Source organism: Pseudomonas sp. RIT623 (assembly GCF_004519305.1).
In the GTDB taxonomy this organism is placed as follows: domain Bacteria; phylum Pseudomonadota; class Gammaproteobacteria; order Pseudomonadales; family Pseudomonadaceae; genus Aquipseudomonas.
This window is the reverse complement of record NZ_SOZA01000012.1, coordinates 65,239-81,196: the sequence shown is the minus strand read 5'-3', so window position 1 is coordinate 81,196 and position 15,958 is coordinate 65,239. Positions and strand designations below refer to the sequence as shown.

The following is a 15,958-nucleotide window of genomic DNA, read 5'->3' as shown; positions in this document are numbered from 1 at the left end:
TTGCATGAGCAACCAACTGTTCGACGCCTACTTCACCGCCCCGGCCATGCGCGAGGTTTTCTCCGACCGAGGCCGCTTGCAGGGCATGCTCGACTTCGAGGCGGCCCTGGCCCGCGCCGAAGCGGCCGCCGGGCTGGTGCCGCACACGGCGGTGACTGCCATCGAGGCGGCCTGCAAGGCCGAGCGCTACGATGCCCGGGCGCTGGCCGACGCCATCGCGGTGGCCGGCAATTCGGCGATCCCACTGGTCAAGGCCCTGGGCAAGGTGGTCGCCAGCGGCGTCCCCGAGGCTGAGCGCTATGTGCACCTGGGCGCGACCAGCCAGGATGCGATGGACAGCGGCCTGGTGCTGCAACTGCGCGAGGCCCTGGGGTTGCTCGAAAACGATCTCGGCAAACTGGCCGACACCCTGGCGCATCAGGCATTGCAGCATGCCGACACGCCGCTGGTGGGGCGGACCTGGTTGCAGCATGCCACGCCGGTGACGCTGGGCATGAAGCTGGCCGGTGTGCTCGGCGCCCTCACTCGCCATCGCCAACGCCTCAAGGAACTGCGCCCGCGCCTGCTGGTGCTGCAGTTCGGTGGTGCTTCCGGCAGCCTGGCGGCGCTGGGCAGCAAAGCGCTGCCGGTGGCCGAGGCCCTGGCCGTGCAATTGAAACTGTCCTTGCCCGAACAGCCATGGCACACCCAGCGCGACCGCCTGGTGGAGTTTGCCTCGGTGCTGGGCCTGGTCGCCGGTAGCCTGGGCAAGTTCGGCCGTGACGTCAGCCTGCTGATGCAGACCGAGGCAGGCGAGTTGTTCGAACCCGCCGCACCTGGCAAGGGCGGTTCCTCGACCATGCCGCACAAGCGCAATCCGGTCGGTGCGGCGGTGCTGATCGGCGCTGCTACCCGTGTGCCCGGGCTGCTCTCGACCTTGTTCAGCGCGATGCCCCAGGAGCACGAGCGCAGCCTCGGCCTGTGGCACGCCGAGTGGGAAACCCTGCCGGAGATCTGCTGCCTGGTCTCCGGTGCCCTGCGTCATGCCCAGGTGATCGCCGAAGGCATGGAGGTGGACGCCGAACGCATGCGCCGCAACCTCGACCTCACCCAGGGCCTGGTGCTGGCCGAGGCGGTCAGTATCGTCCTCGCCCAACGCCTGGGCCGCGACCGTGCCCATCACCTGCTGGAGCAGTGCTGCCAGCGCGCCGTGGCCGAAGGGCGTCATCTGCGTGCAGTGCTCGGTGATGAGCCGCAGGTCAACGCCGAGTTGTCCGGCGACGAGCTCGACCGCCTGCTCGACTCCACCCATTACCTGGGCCAGGCCCGCGTCTGGGTGGCGCGCGCCGTGGCTGAACATCAACGTTTCACTGCCTGATAGGAGACCGCTGTGGCGCATTTGCAACTGGCCGATGGCGTACTGAACTACCAACTCGATGGCCCGGCCGATGCGCAGGTGCTGGTGCTGTCCAACTCCCTGGGCACTGACCTGGGCATGTGGGACGAGCAGATTCCTGCCTGGAGCGAACACTTTCGCGTGCTGCGCTACGATACCCGTGGCCATGGCGGCTCGCTGGTCACTCAAGGCCCCTATAGCATCGAACAGCTGGGGGGCGACGTGCTGGCCCTGCTCGATGCGCTGGACATCGAGCATGCGCACTTCGTCGGCCTGTCCATGGGCGGCCTGATCGGCCAGTGGCTGGGCATCAACGCCGGCCACCGCCTGCACAGCCTGACCCTGTGCAACACCGCGGCGAAGATCGCCAACGACGAGGTCTGGAACTCTCGCATCGACACGGTGCTCAAGGGGGGGCAGCAGGCCATGGCGGACCTGCGCGACGGCTCCATCGCCCGTTGGTTCACCCCGGCCTTCGCCCAGGCGCAGCCGGCCGAGGCCCAGCGCATCTGCCAGATGCTCGCGCACACCAGCCCAGAAGGTTATGCGGCCAACTGCGCGGCGGTACGTGATGCCGATTACCGTGAACAGCTGGGGCGCATCCAGGTTTCGACGCTGGTGGTGGCGGGCACTGCGGACGTGGTCACCACGCCTGAGCATGGCCGCTTCATGCACAGCCGCATCGTCAACGCGACCTATGCCGAGTTCCCGGCGGCGCACCTGTCCAACGTCGAGATCGGCGCGGCCTTCACCGCCCGTGTGCTCGACTTCCTGCTGGCCCGCTGAGGAACCTGCCATGGATGAGAAACAACGTTACGATGCCGGCATGCAGGTGCGTCGCGCGGTGCTCGGCGATGCCCACGTGGACCGCAGCCTGGAAAAGCTCAATGATTTCAACGGCGAGTTCCAGGAGATGATCACCCGGCACGCCTGGGGCGATATCTGGACCCGCCCCGGCCTGCCCCGGCACACCCGCAGCCTGATCACCATCGCCATGCTGATCGGCATGAATCGCAACGACGAACTCAAGCTGCACCTGCGCGCGGCCGCCAACAATGGCGTGACGCGGGAGGAGATCAAGGAAGTGATCATGCAGAGCGCGATCTACTGCGGGATCCCGGCGGCCAATGCCACGTTCCACCTGGCCGAGTCGGTGTGGGATGAGCTGGGGGTGGAGTCCAGGCAGTAACGCATCGGCGGCAAGCTCGCCCCACGCCTCTGGAATCGGCGCGTGGGAGCGGCGGTGCGCCGATGCGACTTGCCCCGTGGCTATTTCAGATGACTGCTTTCTTCTGGCGAACGGCGACAGGCCCGGCATTGGCCTCCACGGTCTTTTTCAGCTCGCCGCACAGCCCAGCCATGAACGCCAGCTCCGCCACCACGAACAGTGGCCCGACGATCAGCCCGCTCAGGTCATCGACGAATGCCGGCTTGCGCCCTTCGTAGGCATGTCCGACGAACTGGATGATCCAGCCCACCACGAACGCACCCAGTCCGGCACTCAACCACAGCCCGGTACTCTGCACGGCCAGCGCCTGGCCGGCCCACAGGCACAAGCCCAGCAGCAGGCCCATCACCAGGCCGAAGCGCAGGTCCAGGCGCAGGTAGAACCACACCGACCAGATCGCCAGCAGCAGCGCCGGCGACAGCCAGAAGCCCGCCACGTCCCAGCCCGGGCGTGACAGCAGCACGGCCACGGCCAGCACGATCAGCGGAATGCCGATGAAGTGGGTGGCGATGTTGCGTGGATCGCGGTGGTAGGCCGCGTATTGACTCAGGTGCTCGACGAGGTTTTTCATTGTTGTTCCTCCATCAGGGGTGAGCACAGCTTGCCCCTGTTCATTCATCGTCGTCTGTCGCCTGGCCGACAGAGTTCGCTTTGCGAGGCGCCATGCACGATCCGCGTACTCAGCTGCTGCATGGCCAATGGTTCCGGCAGTTGCCCGTTACCGTTCAGGATAGTCTGCTGGCCCTGGGCCGTCCGCGCGAGCTGGCAGCGGGGCAGCGTCTGTTCCAGCGCGGCGATGCGCCGTGTGGTCTGTATGCGGTACTCGAAGGGGCGATGCGGGTCGGGGCGGTCAGCAGCGCGGGCAAGGAGGCGTTGCTGACGCTGGTCGAGTCACCCCATTGGTTCGGTGAGATCAGCCTGTTCGATGGCCAGCCGCGCACCCATGATGCCTATGCCGAGGGGCCGACACGCCTGCTGTGGATTCCCCAGGCGCCGTTGCTGGAATGGTTGGCCTGCCAGCCAGAGCACTGGCGCGACCTGGCCCTGCTGATGAGCCACAAGTTGCGCTGGGTGTTCGTCGCCCTCGAGCAGCAGAGCCTGCTGGCCGCCGCGCCGCGGGTGGCGCAACGGCTGTTGCAGATGGCCGAAGGCTACGGTGAGCGCGATGTCGCCCAATGGCGGTTGCAGGTGTCCCAGGAACAGCTGGCCTTGATGCTGTCGCTGTCGCGCCAGACCATCAACCAGATCCTCAGGAGCCTCGAACAGGCCGGCGTGGTGCGCCTGGGCTATGGCGAGGTGGAGATTGTCGATGCGCCACGTCTGCGGGCGATGGGGCAGCATCCAGGTTGACCAGGGTGTCGATCATTGCCCGCGCCGCTGGTGACAGGCGCTGGCCGCTGCGACTGATCACCCCACAGCGCACGCTGAGTACTTCCAGGCCTGGCGGCAGGTTGCGCCAGTGCAGACGCACCAGATGGCCGGCGGCCAGGTCCTCGACCACCGCCTCTTCGCTGGCCGTGCCGATGGCGTCGCTGGCCAGCACCACGCTGCGCAGTACCGCCAGGTGCTCGGTCTGCAGGTGCGGGGTGAAGTCGGTGCGTCCGCTGAGATTGGCCAGGCGTTTGCGCACGCCGGGGGCCAGCAGGGCGCTGGCCAGGGGATAGGCGAACAGGTCGTTGGTCGACAGGCTGTCCTTGGCCAGCAATGGGTGCCCGGGGCGGCAGAAGAACAGGCCTGGGCGTGGGGACAGTGCCTCGGTGTGGAAGTTGGGATCGGCCTCGAAGGGCCGCACGTCATCGACGAAAAACTCGATCTGCTCGCGACGCAGGGCCTGGCCCAGGCGCTCGGCATTGTCCACCAGCAGGTCGGTGCGGATACCGGGATGAGTCCTGATGAAATGTTGCAGGGCCTCGGGCACCAGGCGCACGGCCAGGGCCGGGCCGCTGCCGAAGCGCAGCTCTCCGGCATCGAGCTTGGTCATCTGCAGGACGTCGTTGTTCAGTTGCGCGGCGCCCTGGACCAGGCGACGGGCATGTTGCAACACCACCTGGCCCTCGGGGGTGGGAGGCAATGCCTTGCTGGCGCGATCGACCAGGGCGCAGCCAAAGGTATGTTCGAGGTTCTGGATTGCGCGGCTGAAGGCGGGTTGGGTGATGCCCATGGCGTCGGCTGCGCGGACGAAACTGCGGTATTCGGTGAGGGCGATGAAATAGCGCAGTTGGCGGAGGTCCATGCTCGGGCTCTGGTGCGGGGATCGGAGCTTGGTTTTAGCGGCTTGTTACATATAGCGTCAAAGAATGTTATTGGATTTGGATATGTCTTCTGGTTATTTGCTGCACAGCAGGTCCAATCGCGGGGCAAGTCGGGTTGCCGCATCGCCGCTCCGACTTGCCCCGCGATGGCCTCAAAGGAGATTGAACGGGTAGCTGACAATCAACCTGTTCTCATCGAACGCGTTGCTGCTGAAATCCCTGCGCATGGTCGAGTTACGCCACTTCACCGACAGGTCCTTGAAGGTCCCGGCCTGCACCACGTAGGCCAGCTCGGTCTCCCGGGCCCATTCCTTGCCATCGTCCACTCCTGCGGCATGCACGTTGTCGCCTTTGATGTAGCGGTTCATCAAGGTCAGGCCGGGGATGCCGACGGTGACGAAATTGAAGTCGTGACGCAGTTGCCAGGAGCGCTCCTTGGCATTGTCGAAGCTGGCGTTGTAACTGTCGTTGGCCAGTGTGCCGCCACTGGTGCCGTTGACGCGCATCCAGGCGTCGTCGCCACTGACCTTCTGCAGGCCGATATAGAAGGTATGGCCCTGGTAGCGCGCCGAGAGCATGGCCGAGGCGGTGCGGTTGTCCAGGTCGCCGGCGCGGGCGCTGCCATCCTCCTTGCCGAGGAAGTAGCCCAGGTTGGCACCCAAGGTCCAGTCGCCCAACGGCTGGCTGTGCACCAGGTTCAGATACTGCTGGCGATAGATGTCTTTCAGCCGGGCATCCCACAGGCCGAGCATCGTGCGCTTGTCGTTGAAGCTGTATTCGCCGCCGGCGAAGTTGAAGCGGTCGGAGGTGATACCGGCGCGGCCCTGCATGAACATGTCTTCCATGCTCGCATCGTTGCGCGGGCTATTGCCGCGGAACTGGCCGGCATACAGGGTCAGGCCGTCGATCTCCTTCGAGGTCAGCTGGCCGCCGCGGAAAGTCTGCGGCAACGAGCGGCCATCGTCCGAACGCAGGATCGGCAGCACCGGCATCCACTCGCCGACTTTGAGTTCGGTCTGCGACAGGCGCGTCTTGAGCGCTACCCCCAGGCGGCCGAAATCGTCCGCCGGGCGACCGTCGTCATGCACCGGCAGCAGGTGGGTGCCGGCTGTACCCTTGCCGCCATCGAGCTTGACCGAGTACAGCCCCAGTACATCGATGCCGAAACCGACGGTGCCTTGGGTGAAGCCGGAGCGGGCATCGAGAATGAAGCTCTGGGTCCATTCCTCGGCCTTGCCCTGGGGGTTGGCCGGGTCGACGAAGTTGCGGTTGATGTAGAAGTTGCGCAGGTTGAGGCTGGCCTTGGCGTCTTCCAGGAAGCCACCTTCGGCGGCCATGCCTGGCAAGGCGCAGGACAGGGCCAACAGGCCGGGCAGCAGCTGGCGGGCGGGTTGCAAAGTGCTCATCTGTCGTGGATCTCTTGTTTTTATTGGGCGAGCCTGTGCGCTGTGGGTACGGGCCCGCAGGGTCGGCATCTTTAGAGAGAACTTGTGCAACGTTGCGTGGGCGATGGTGCGGGGGAGGGCGGGGTCGAGGCAATTCGTGGAACGCGGAACGGGGCGATTATCGAACGATATGTCTGATTGTGCTGAGGCTGCTCCTACAGGGGACGGTGTAAGGCTTCAAACAAAAAGCCCACCGCAAGGGTGGGCTTGATGCTGCTATCAGTGCAATCAGCCTTTCGGCGTCTGGATCGAGGCCTGCTGCTGGGTCTGCTCGTACCAGCCGCCACCAAGGGCCTTGTACAGGTTTACTTCGCTGACCAACTGCGACAGGCGGTCGCCGATCAGCGACTGCTGGGCGCTGAACAGGTTGCGCTGGGCATCGAGGAAGGTCAGGTTGCTGTCGATACCGATGCGGTAGCGGCGCTCGGCCAGGCGGTAGTAGTCCTGGTTGGCGGCCACCAGGTCACGCTGGGCCTGCAACTGCTCCTCGAACGTCTTGCGCGCGGCCAGGCCATCGGCGACTTCCTGGAAGGCGGTCTGGATGGTCTTTTCGTACTTGGCGACGTTGATGTCCTTCTGGATCTTCGAGTAGTCCAGGCTGGCCTTCAGGCTGCCGGCGTTGAAGATCGGCAGGTTGATCTGCGGCTGGAACAGCCAGGTGCCGGAGCCGCCCTTGAACAGGCCACCCATGTCCGGGCTCAGGGTACCGGCATTGGCGGTCAGGCTGATGCTCGGGAAGAACGCGGCGCGGGCCGCGCCGATGTTGGCGTTGGCGGCCTTGAGCAGGTGCTCGGCCTCCTGGATGTCCGGGCGCCGCTGCAGAATGTCGGACGGCAGGCCCGCCGGCACTTCGGCCAGTTGGTCGGCATCGAGCTCCAGCGCCTTGGGCAGGTTGGCCGGCACGCCGGTACCGACCAGCACGGTCAGGCTGTTGAGGTCCTGGGCGACCAGGCGCTGGTACTGCGAGTACTTGACCCGCGCGCCTTCCACGGCGGTGCGCGCCTGGCTCAGGTCGAGGGCCGAAGCCACGCCCACTTCATTGCTGCGGCGGGTGAGGTTGTAGCTCTCTTCGTAGGTCTTCAGCGTTTCTTGGGTGAGCTTCAGCAGGGCCTGGTCGGCCTGCCAGGTGTAATAGGCGTTGGCCACGCTGGCCACCAGGCTGATCTGCGTGGAGCGGCGCGCCTGCTCACTGGACAGGTAGGTTTCCAGTGCTTGCTCGCTCAGGCTGCGCACGCGGCCGAACAGGTCCAGCTCATAGGAGCTGACCCCGAGGGTGGCCGAGTACTGGCTGGAGATGCTCGACTCGCCGGTTTGCGACATGTTCGCCGGCATCCGCTGGCGGCTGCCGCTGCCATTGGCCGATACGGCTGGGAACAGGTCGGCGCGCTGGATGCGGTACTGCGCCCGGTAGGCGTCGATGTTCAGCGCCGCTACGCGCAGGTCGCGGTTGTTTTCCAGCGACGTCTGGATCAGTTGTTGCAGCGCCGGGTCGTGGAAGAACTGGCGCCAGCCCTGTTCGGCGGCGGCGACGTTGGCCGACTCGGTCGGCGAGTAGGCAGGGCCTTGCGGCCACTGCGCGGCTACCGGCGCCTCCGGCGCCTGGTAGTCGGGGATCAGCGAGCAGCCGCCGAGAATGAACGCGGTTACTGCGAGGGACAACAAAGACTTGGTCATTGCCCAGCCTCATAACGTGGAGTTTCAGGGGTGGCGTCTTTTTTCGGCTCTTTGCTGCCGAACAGCGACGACACTGCGACGAAGAATAGCGGTACCCAGAAGATGGCCAGCACGGTCGCACTGATCATGCCGCCGATCACCCCGGTGCCGATGGCGTGTTGGCTGCCGGCGCCGGCGCCGCTGGCGATGGTCAACGGTACCACGCCGAGGATGAACGCCAGCGAGGTCATGATGATCGGACGCAGACGCATGCGGCAGGCTTCGATGGCCGAGTCGTACAGGCTGCGGCCCTGCTCGTGCAGTTCCTTGGCGAATTCGACGATCAGGATCGCGTTCTTCGCCGCCAGGCCGATGGTGGTCAGCAGGCCGACCAGGAAGTACACGTCGTTGGACAGTCCGCGCAGGCTGGTGGCGATCAGCGCACCGATGATACCCAGCGGCACCACCAGCACCACGGCGATCGGGATCGACCAGCTTTCGTACAGCGCTGCCAGGCAGAGGAACACGAACAGTACCGAGAGGGCGAACAGCGCCGGCATTTGCGAGCCGGAGAGCTTTTCCTCGTAGGACATGCCGGTCCAGGAGTAGCCGATGCCGGTTGGCAGTTCGCCGGCGATGCGTTCAACTTCGGCCATGGCCTCACCGGTACTGTAGCCAGGCGCCGGGGTACCGAGGATCTCGATGGCCTCCACGCCGTTGTAGCGCGACAGCTTCGGCGAGCCGTAGCTCCACTCGCCCTTGGCGAAGGAGGAGAACGGCACCATTTCGCCCGCGCCGTTGCGCACGTACCACTTCTGCAGGTCTTCCGGGCTCATCCGGGCGCTTGGCTCGCCCTGGATATAGACCTTCTTGACCCGACCACGGTCGATGAAGTCGTTGACGTAGTTACCGCCCAGGGCGATCGACAGGGTGTTGTTGATGTCGGCGATGGTCACGCCCAGGGCACTGGCGCGTTCGTCGTCGATGGTCAGCTGGTACTGCGGCTCGTCGTTCAGGCCGTTCGGGCGCACGGCGCTGAGGATCTTGCTCTGCGCGGCCTTGGCCAGGAACTGGTTGCGCGCTTCCATCAGCTTCTCGTGGCCGACACCGGCGCGGTCCTGGAGGAACACGTCGAAGCCGGTGGCGTTACCCAGTTCGAGTACCGCTGGCGGCGCGAAGGCGAACACCATCGCGTCGCGGAAGCCGAAGAAGTGCATCTGCGCGCGTTGGGCGAGGGCGAACACGCTGTTCTCCTTCGAGCGCTCACCCCAGGGCTTGAGCATGATGAACGCCATGCCCGAGCTTTGCCCGCGACCGGCGAAGTTGAAGCCGTTGACGGTGAACACCGACGAGACGGTATCGGCTTCGTCCTTGAGCAGGTACTCGCGCATCTGGTCGACCACTACCTGGGTGCGCTCGGCACTGGAACCGGCCGGAGTCTGCACCTGGGCGAACAGCACGCCCTGGTCTTCTTCCGGAAGGAACGCGGTGGGGATGCGGGCGAACAGCCAGATCATGCCGACCACGATCAGCGCATAGGCCAGCAGGAACGGCACCTTGTTGCGCAGGATGGTGCCGACGCTGCGTTCGTAGCCGACGACGCTGCGGTCGAAGTTGCGGTTGAACCAGCCGAAGAAGCCGCGCTTGGCGACATGATGCTCGCCCTTCTTCAGCGGCTTGAGCATGGTGGCGCACAGGGCCGGGGTGAAGATCAGCGCGACCAGCACCGACAGGCCCATGGCCGAGACGATGGTGATCGAGAACTGGCGGTAGATCACGCCGGTGGAGCCGCCGAAGAAGGCCATCGGCAACAGTACCGCCGACAGTACCAGGGCGATACCCACCAGGGCGCCCTGGATCTGCTCCATGGAGCGCTTGGTCGCCTCCTTGGGCGGTAGCCCTTCCTCGGACATCACCCGTTCGACGTTCTCCACCACGACGATGGCATCGTCCACCAGCAAGCCGATGGCCAGGACCATGGCGAACATGGTCAGGGTGTTGATGCTGAAGCCGGCGGCGGCGAGGATGCCGAAGGTCCCGAGCAACACCACCGGCACGGTCATGGTGGTGATGATGGTGGCGCGGAAGTTCTGCAGGAACAGGTACATCACCAGGAACACCAGGACCACGGCTTCGATCAGGGTGTGGATCACGCCGCTGATCGATTCGGTGACCACCGGGGTGGTGTCGTACGGGAACACCGCCTTGACTCCTGGCGGGAAGAACGGCTCCAGGTCGGCGATGGTCTGGCGCAGGGCCTTGGCGGTATCCAGGGCGTTGGCGCCGGTGGCCAGCTTGACCGCCAGGCCCGAGGCCGGGAAGCCGTTGTACTGCGCGCTGATGGCGTAGTTCTCGCCACCCAGGCCGACCGTGGCGACATCGCGCAGGCGCACCTGGGAGCCGTCGGCGTTGACCTTGAGCAGGATCTTCTCGAACTGCTCGGCGGTCTGCAGGCGGGTCTTGCCGATGATGGTGGCGTTGAGCTGGGTACCCGGCAGGGCCGGCAGGCCGCCGAGCTGGCCGGAGGACACCTGCACGTTCTGCGCGGCCACCGCGGTGCGCACGTCGACCGGGGTCAGCTGGAACTTGTTCAGCTTGGCCGGATCGAGCCAGATACGCATGGCGTACTGCGCGCCGAACACCTGGAAGTCACCCACGCCGGCGGTCCGCGAGATCGGGTCCTGCATGTTGGAGACGATGTAGTTGGCCAGGTCGTCCTTGGTCATGCTGCCGTCTTCGGACACCAGGCCGATCACCAGCAGGAAGTTCTTCACTGCCTTGGTGACGCGGATACCTTGCTGTTGCACCTCTTGCGGCAGCAGCGGGGTGGCCAGGTTCAGCTTGTTCTGCACCTGGACCTGCGCCGTGTCGGCGTTGGTGCCCTGCTCGAAGGTGGCGGTGATGGTCATGCTGCCGTCGGAGTTACTTTCCGAGGACACATACCGCAGGTTGTCGATACCGTTGAGCTGCTGCTCGATCACCTGCACCACGGTGTCCTGCACCGTCTGCGCCGAGGCGCCCGGGTAGGTCACGGCGATGGCGATGGCCGGCGGCGCGATGCTCGGGTACTGGTTGATCGGCAGCTTCAGGATCGACAAGGCGCCGACCAGCATGATCACCAGGGCGATCACCCAGGCGAAGATCGGGCGATCGATAAAGAACTTCGACATGGTTTACTCCGCTTTGGCGTCTGCTTTCGCCGCGCTGGCCTGATCGGGGCTGCCCGGTTTCTTGACGTTGGTGGCTTCGCTGACCTTGACCTCGACCCCAGGGCGCACGAACTGCAGCCCTTCGGTGATCAGGCGGTCGCCTGGGTTCAGGCCTTCCTCGATCAGCCAGTCGCTGCCCAGGGTACGGTTGGCCTTGAGCTGGCGCAGTTCGACCTTGTTTTCCTGGTTGACCACCAGTGCGGTCGGCGCGCCTTTGAGGTCGCGGGTCACACCCTGTTGCGGGACCAGGATGGCGTTGGCGTTGACCCCGGCCTTGAGCCGCGCATGCACGAACATTCCAGGCAGCAGGGTGTGGTCGGGGTTGGGGAAGATCGCGCGCAGGGTCACGGAGCCGGTGGTCTCGTCGACCGCGACTTCGGAGAACTCCAGGCGACCCTGCTGCTTGAACAGGCTGCCATCCTCCAACACCAGCTGCACTTGGGCGGCGTTGTCGCCGGCCTTCTGCAGTTGGCCGCCTTCCAGGTCACGGCGCAGCTTGAGCAGCTCGGCGGTGGACTGGGTGACGTCGACATAGATCGGGTCGAGCTGCTGGATGGTGGACATGGCATTGGCCTGGCCATTGCTCACCAGCGCGCCTTCGGTGAACGCGGAGCGGCCGATGCGACCGCTGATCGGCGCCAGCACCTTGGTGTAGCGCAGGTCGATCTGGGCACTCTTGAGCGCTGCCTCGGCCTGCAATCGTTTGGCATTGGCGTCGTCGTACTCCTGTTTGGAGACGGCCTGTTCGTCGATCAGCTGCTTGTAGCGCTCGGCCAGCGAGCGGGTAGCCTGCAGGTTGGCCTGGGCGTTGGCCAGGTTGGCCTCATAGACAGCGGGGTCGATCTGGTAGAGCTGCTGCCCTTCCTTGACGTCGCTGCCTTCCTTGAACAGGCGCTTGAGAATGATGCCGTTGACCTGTGGCCGGACCTCGGCCACACGGTAGGCGCTGGTGCGCCCCGGCAGTTCCGAGGTGAGGGTGAAGGCTTGCGGCTGCACGGTGACGACGCCGACCTGAGGAGCCTGCGGCGCTGGCGCTGCTTCTTCTTTCTTACAGCCACTGAGCAGGGTTGCCAAAGCCACGGCGGAAACCAGGGCGGATAAGGCTGGCTTGAATTGCATGAGGATCCTCGGGTCGCAGGAGCAGGGGAGCTCAAGAATATAAAGGAAGAGTCTTGTCAGAAAAACGCTATCGGGTGGATAAATAGCTTGCTAAGGAATATACTTACATTCATGGTTGTTTGTAAATACCGCATGTGCGTCGCGAATCGCCGCCGCGGATCACCCACATTTACCCGGGACAGGCCCTGAAAGAGGCGACCCCGGCCTGATTCCCGCCCGCCACGTGAGCGCGCGGGGCCTGATGAGGTTGTACTGCCATGGTCCGTCGAACCAAAGAAGAAGCCCAGGAAACCCGTGCCCAGATCATCGAGGCGGCGGAAAGGGCCTTCTACAAGCGCGGTGTCGCGCGTACCACCCTGGCCGATATCGCCGAGCTCGCGGGCGTGACCCGCGGTGCGATCTACTGGCATTTCAGCAACAAGGCCGAACTGGTGCAGGCACTGCTCGATAGCCTGCACGAAACCCATGACCACCTGGCCCAGGCCGGCGAGAGCGAGGATGAACTCGACCCGCTGGGGTGTATCCGCACGTTGCTGCTGCAGGTGTTTCGCGAGCTGGTGCTTGATGCCCGGACCCGGCGTATCAACGAAATCCTGCATCACAAGTGCGAGTTCACCGACGACATGTGCGAGATTCGCCAGCAGCGGCAAAATGCCGTGCGTGATTGCCACCAGGGCATCGCATTGACCATGGGCAATGCCGTGCGACGCGGCCAGTTGCCCGTCGACCTGGATCCCGAGCGGGCCGCCGTGGCGATATTTGCCTATGTCGATGGCTTGATCGGCCGCTGGCTGTTGCTGCCGGACAGCTTCGACTTGCTGGGCGATGCTGAAAAATGGGTCGATACCGGGCTGGACATGCTGCGCTTGAGCTCCGGTTTGCGCAAATGACAGTTTGTGAAGGATTGTTAGGGAGTGTTACTCGTTTCCGGTTAAGGCAGCGTTAATAGCGCGGGTTTTCAGCGCCCGCGCAGTTGTTTGTCTGGCAGGGCCAATGCCGCCAGCAAGCCAATCAGCGAAGCCCCGGCACTGGCCAGCAACAGCTGGTGGAATGTCTCCAGCAGGCGCGCCTGGGTCAACGGATCGGCCTCACCGGCCTTGAGGCTGCCCAGCAACGGGTTGCCCAGCAGTTCGAAGCCGCCCTGGTGCAACAGCGCCAACAACAGGCTGGACATGCAAGCCACGCCCATTGCCCCGCCCAGCGAACGGAACAGGTTGGTGGTGCTGGTGGCCACGCCGATCTCCTGCGGCGCCACCGCGTTCTGCGTGCCCACCAGCGAGGTGGGGAACTGCAAGCCGCATGCGATGCCTGTGAGCAACATGAACAGGGCGCTCAGCCAGCTGGCTTGTGGCGGGGTAAATGCCATGGCCGCGATGGCCAGTGGCATCAACAGCGCGCCGAACAGGATTTGCGGCTTGTAGCGCCCAGTGCGGCTGGTCATGCGCCCGCCGGTGAAGGCGCCTAGGGGCAGGCCCATGGCCAGTGGCAGCAAGTGTAGCGCGGCGCTGTCGGCGCCCGCGCCGGTGATGCCCTGGTAGCGCAAGGGCATGAGCATGGTCAGTGAAATCGACTGGAAGCTGGCGAAGAAGATCACGCACCAGCACAGCACCGCCACCCGGTTGCCGAACAGGCTCAGTGGCAGCAGCGGTTCGCGGCAGCGCCGTTCATGGGCCACGAACAGCAGCAGGCCAAGCAGGGCGCAGCCAAGCAGCACTAGCACCGGCGCCGATAGCCAGGCGTGTCCTTGGCCGACCAGGGTGATGCCCAGCAGCAGGCTGCCCAGGCCGACAATCATTAACAGCGCGCCGAGGTAGTCCACCTGCGCCGCGCGTCGCGGCGCCGACAGCCCCTCCAACGCCCTGTGGATCACCCACAGGGCGACCAGCCCCAGCGGCAGGTTGACCCAGAACACCCCGCGCCAGGACAGGTATTCGGTCAGCCAGCCGCCCAGCACCGGCCCGGCGACGCTGGCCAGGGCGTACATGCTGCTGAAATAGCCTTGATAGCGGCCGCGCTCGCGGGGTGGCACGTAGTCGCCGATGATCGCCTGGCTCACCGAGACCATGCCGCCGGCGCCGATGCCCTGGAGTACCCGGGCCAGCACCAGTTGCGGCATGTCCTGGGCCAGGGCGCAGGCGATAGACGCGAGGGTGAACACGGCGGTGCCGGTGAGGATCATGCGGCGCCGGCCATACAGGTCGCCGAGCTTGCCGTAGATCGGCACGGCGATGGTCATGGCCACCATGTAGCCAGAGATGACCCAGGCCAGTAGGCCGACATCGTCGAACTGCGCGGAAATCGCCGGCATGGACACGGCGACGATGGTCTGGTCGAGGGCGCCGAGGAAGATCGCCAGCATCAGGGCGATCAGGACGCGACGCAGGACGGTGGCGGGCAGGGCGGCGGTCACTGGGGATCCTTGGTGGTCATGACGGGTGACGTGGAGGCGGGCTTCAGTGTTGCGGATTGTAACCTGAGTTAGATAGCTCCCTATGTACTAAATGCATCCCCTATGCAAGATCGGCATTGGCGCATTCATCCAGCGCTGCTTGGCCCCGTGCTATCGTGACCGGGCCGCAGAGGCTGAAATCCGGGGCCTGCACCAGTGTGGTGCAACCAATTGCCGCAGGATTTCGCGTCGCTGTATGTCCACACCTTCTATTCCTCTGCCTGCATGTCGAGCATGACCGCCCAGATGGCGACGGTTGGAACAGTCAGGTAGACCCGAACCAGGGGTCGGTTGTCAGCCGTTCTACATTTCTTATTACCAGCGGAGTGATCATGCCCAAGGCTTCCCACCACGATCTGCGTTTTGCCTTCCGCGAACTGCTCGCGTCCAGTTCGTGCTATCACACCGCGTCGGTCTTCGACCCCATGTCCGCGCGCATCGCCGCCGACCTGGGCTTCGAGGTCGGCATCCTCGGCGGCTCGGTCGCCTCGTTGCAGGTGCTGGCCGCGCCGGACTTCGCCCTGATCACCCTGAGCGAGTTCGTCGAGCAGGCCACCCGCATCGGCCGTGTCGCCCAGTTGCCGGTGCTGGCCGACGCCGACCATGGCTATGGCAACGCACTCAACGTGATGCGCACGGTGATCGAGCTGGAGCGCGCCGGCGTCGCCGCGTTGACCATCGAGGACACCCTGCTGCCCGCCCAGTTCGGCCGCAAGTCCACCGACCTGATCTCGGTCGAGGAAGGCGTCGGCAAGATTCGCGCGGCACTGGAAGCGCGGGTCGATTCGGCACTGGCGATCATCGCCCGGACCAATGCCGGGGTGCTGACCACCGAGGAGATCATCGTCCGCACGCAGAGCTACCAGAAGGCCGGTGCCGATGGCATCTGCATGGTAGGGGTGAAGGATTTCGAGCAGTTGGAGCAGATCAGCGAGCACCTGAGCGTGCCGCTGATGCTGGTCACCTACGCCAACCCCAACCTGCGCGATGACGAGCGCCTGGCGCGCCTGGGCGTGCGTATCGTGGTCGATGGCCATGCCGCCTACTTCGCCGCGATCAAGGCCACCTACGACTGCCTGCGCTTGCAGCGCGGCCAGCAGAACAAGTCTGAAAACCTCAGCGCCACCGAGCTGTCGCATATCTACACCCAGCCCGAGGACTATATCCGCTGGGCCAAGGAGTACATGAGCGTCGAGGAGTGATCGACGTCTAGCGCGATGCCTGACCA

13 protein-coding genes are annotated in these 15,958 nt (G+C 64.9%); 6 read left to right on the top strand and 7 right to left on the bottom strand.

The genetic code is table 11. The features are described 5' to 3' along the window. The first annotated feature begins 4 nt into the window (after nucleotides 1–4). Genes E3U47_RS11085 through pcaC form a run of 3 tightly spaced genes read left to right on the top strand, consistent with a single transcriptional unit; the run spans nucleotide 5 to nucleotide 2,564 of the window. Nucleotides 5–1,357: a 3-carboxy-cis,cis-muconate cycloisomerase gene (locus tag E3U47_RS11085; protein ID WP_134691486.1), complete on the top strand. Its 1,353-nt coding sequence runs from the start codon at nucleotides 5–7 to the stop codon at nucleotides 1,355–1,357. A gap of 12 nt (nucleotides 1,358–1,369) precedes the next feature. Beyond that, nucleotides 1,370–2,161, top strand: a complete 792-nt coding sequence (pcaD, locus tag E3U47_RS11080; RefSeq protein WP_134691485.1) for a 3-oxoadipate enol-lactonase — start codon at nucleotides 1,370–1,372, stop codon at nucleotides 2,159–2,161. A 10-nt stretch (nucleotides 2,162–2,171) separates the two neighbouring features. Next, the gene (gene pcaC / locus E3U47_RS11075; RefSeq protein WP_070093782.1) at nucleotides 2,172–2,564 is read left to right on the top strand and encodes a 4-carboxymuconolactone decarboxylase; all 393 of its coding nucleotides are present in this window, start codon (nucleotides 2,172–2,174) and stop codon (nucleotides 2,562–2,564) included. An 85-nt stretch (nucleotides 2,565–2,649) separates the two neighbouring features. Here pcaC and E3U47_RS11070 read toward each other — a convergent pair whose 3' ends face one another. Continuing rightward, nucleotides 2,650–3,174 carry a DUF962 domain-containing protein gene (locus tag E3U47_RS11070; protein ID WP_134691484.1) on the bottom strand — a complete coding sequence of 175 codons (525 nt, stop codon included), beginning with the start codon at nucleotides 3,172–3,174 and terminating at the stop codon, nucleotides 2,650–2,652. A 92-nt stretch (nucleotides 3,175–3,266) separates the two neighbouring features. Here E3U47_RS11070 and E3U47_RS11065 point away from each other — a divergent pair, with 92 nt between their 5' ends. Beyond that, entirely contained in the window at nucleotides 3,267–3,953 is a 687-nt protein-coding gene (locus E3U47_RS11065; protein ID WP_134691483.1) for a Crp/Fnr family transcriptional regulator, read from the top strand. Here the strand turns inward: E3U47_RS11065 and E3U47_RS11060 are convergent. The 5 genes from E3U47_RS11060 to ttgA all read right to left on the bottom strand — a co-directional run bounded on the left by E3U47_RS11060 (nucleotide 3,853) and on the right by ttgA (nucleotide 12,281). Continuing rightward, complete coding sequence (locus tag E3U47_RS11060; protein ID WP_134691482.1) at nucleotides 3,853–4,836, bottom strand: LysR family transcriptional regulator; 984 nt, start codon at nucleotides 4,834–4,836, stop codon at nucleotides 3,853–3,855. The genes E3U47_RS11065 and E3U47_RS11060 overlap by 101 nt on opposite strands. A 171-nt stretch (nucleotides 4,837–5,007) precedes the next feature. After that, a complete protein-coding gene (locus E3U47_RS11055) occupies nucleotides 5,008–6,192 on the bottom strand; it encodes an OprD family porin (protein ID WP_256660262.1) in 1,185 nt (394 codons plus the stop codon). 336 nt (nucleotides 6,193–6,528) lie between these two features. After that, the gene (locus E3U47_RS11050; RefSeq protein ID WP_134691480.1) at nucleotides 6,529–7,974 is read right to left on the bottom strand and encodes an AdeC/AdeK/OprM family multidrug efflux complex outer membrane factor; all 1,446 of its coding nucleotides are present in this window, start codon (nucleotides 7,972–7,974) and stop codon (nucleotides 6,529–6,531) included. Next, on the bottom strand, nucleotides 7,971–11,123 hold the full coding sequence (ttgB, locus tag E3U47_RS11045; RefSeq protein WP_134691479.1) for a multidrug efflux RND transporter permease subunit TtgB: 3,153 nt from the start codon (nucleotides 11,121–11,123) through the stop codon (nucleotides 7,971–7,973). Before ttgB ends, E3U47_RS11050 begins: the two co-directional genes overlap by 4 nt. A 3-nt stretch (nucleotides 11,124–11,126) precedes the next feature. Continuing rightward, a complete protein-coding gene (gene ttgA / locus E3U47_RS11040) occupies nucleotides 11,127–12,281 on the bottom strand; it encodes a toluene efflux RND transporter periplasmic adaptor subunit TtgA (RefSeq protein ID WP_134691478.1) in 1,155 nt (384 codons plus the stop codon). Between the two features lie 257 nt (nucleotides 12,282–12,538). On the opposite strand from ttgA, the gene E3U47_RS11035 reads away from it, so the two are divergent. Further along, the gene (locus tag E3U47_RS11035) at nucleotides 12,539–13,171 is read left to right on the top strand and encodes a TetR family transcriptional regulator (RefSeq protein WP_134691477.1); all 633 of its coding nucleotides are present in this window, start codon (nucleotides 12,539–12,541) and stop codon (nucleotides 13,169–13,171) included. Between the two features lie 68 nt (nucleotides 13,172–13,239). On the opposite strand, the gene E3U47_RS11030 is transcribed toward E3U47_RS11035, so the two are convergent. Continuing rightward, entirely contained in the window at nucleotides 13,240–14,691 is a 1,452-nt protein-coding gene (locus E3U47_RS11030; protein ID WP_134691476.1) for an MDR family MFS transporter, read from the bottom strand. Between the two features lie 371 nt (nucleotides 14,692–15,062). Here E3U47_RS11030 and E3U47_RS11025 point away from each other — a divergent pair, with 371 nt between their 5' ends. Next, entirely contained in the window at nucleotides 15,063–15,932 is an 870-nt protein-coding gene (locus E3U47_RS11025) for an oxaloacetate decarboxylase (RefSeq protein WP_134691475.1), read from the top strand. Nucleotides 15,933–15,958: the final 26 nt, after the last annotated feature.

Bases quoted from the DNA above. Each gene is read 5' to 3' on its own strand.
- E3U47_RS11065 (WP_134691483.1), top strand. From the start codon at position 3,267: ATGCACGATCCGCGTACTCAGCTGCTGCATGGCCAATGGTTCCGGCAG.
- E3U47_RS11070 (WP_134691484.1), bottom strand. From the start codon at position 3,174: ATGAAAAACCTCGTCGAGCACCTGAGTCAATACGCGGCCTACCACCGC.
- E3U47_RS11025 (WP_134691475.1), top strand. From the start codon at position 15,063: ATGCCCAAGGCTTCCCACCACGATCTGCGTTTTGCCTTCCGCGAACTG.
- E3U47_RS11050 (WP_134691480.1), bottom strand. From the start codon at position 7,974: ATGACCAAGTCTTTGTTGTCCCTCGCAGTAACCGCGTTCATTCTCGGC.
- E3U47_RS11085 (WP_134691486.1), top strand. From the start codon at position 5: ATGAGCAACCAACTGTTCGACGCCTACTTCACCGCCCCGGCCATGCGC.
- E3U47_RS11055 (WP_256660262.1), bottom strand. From the start codon at position 6,192: ATGGCCGCCGAAGGTGGCTTCCTGGAAGACGCCAAGGCCAGCCTCAAC.
- E3U47_RS11035 (WP_134691477.1), top strand. From the start codon at position 12,539: ATGGTCCGTCGAACCAAAGAAGAAGCCCAGGAAACCCGTGCCCAGATC.
- ttgA (WP_134691478.1), bottom strand. From the start codon at position 12,281: ATGCAATTCAAGCCAGCCTTATCCGCCCTGGTTTCCGCCGTGGCTTTG.
- ttgB (WP_134691479.1), bottom strand. From the start codon at position 11,123: ATGTCGAAGTTCTTTATCGATCGCCCGATCTTCGCCTGGGTGATCGCC.
- pcaC (WP_070093782.1), top strand. From the start codon at position 2,172: ATGGATGAGAAACAACGTTACGATGCCGGCATGCAGGTGCGTCGCGCG.
- E3U47_RS11060 (WP_134691482.1), bottom strand. From the start codon at position 4,836: ATGGACCTCCGCCAACTGCGCTATTTCATCGCCCTCACCGAATACCGC.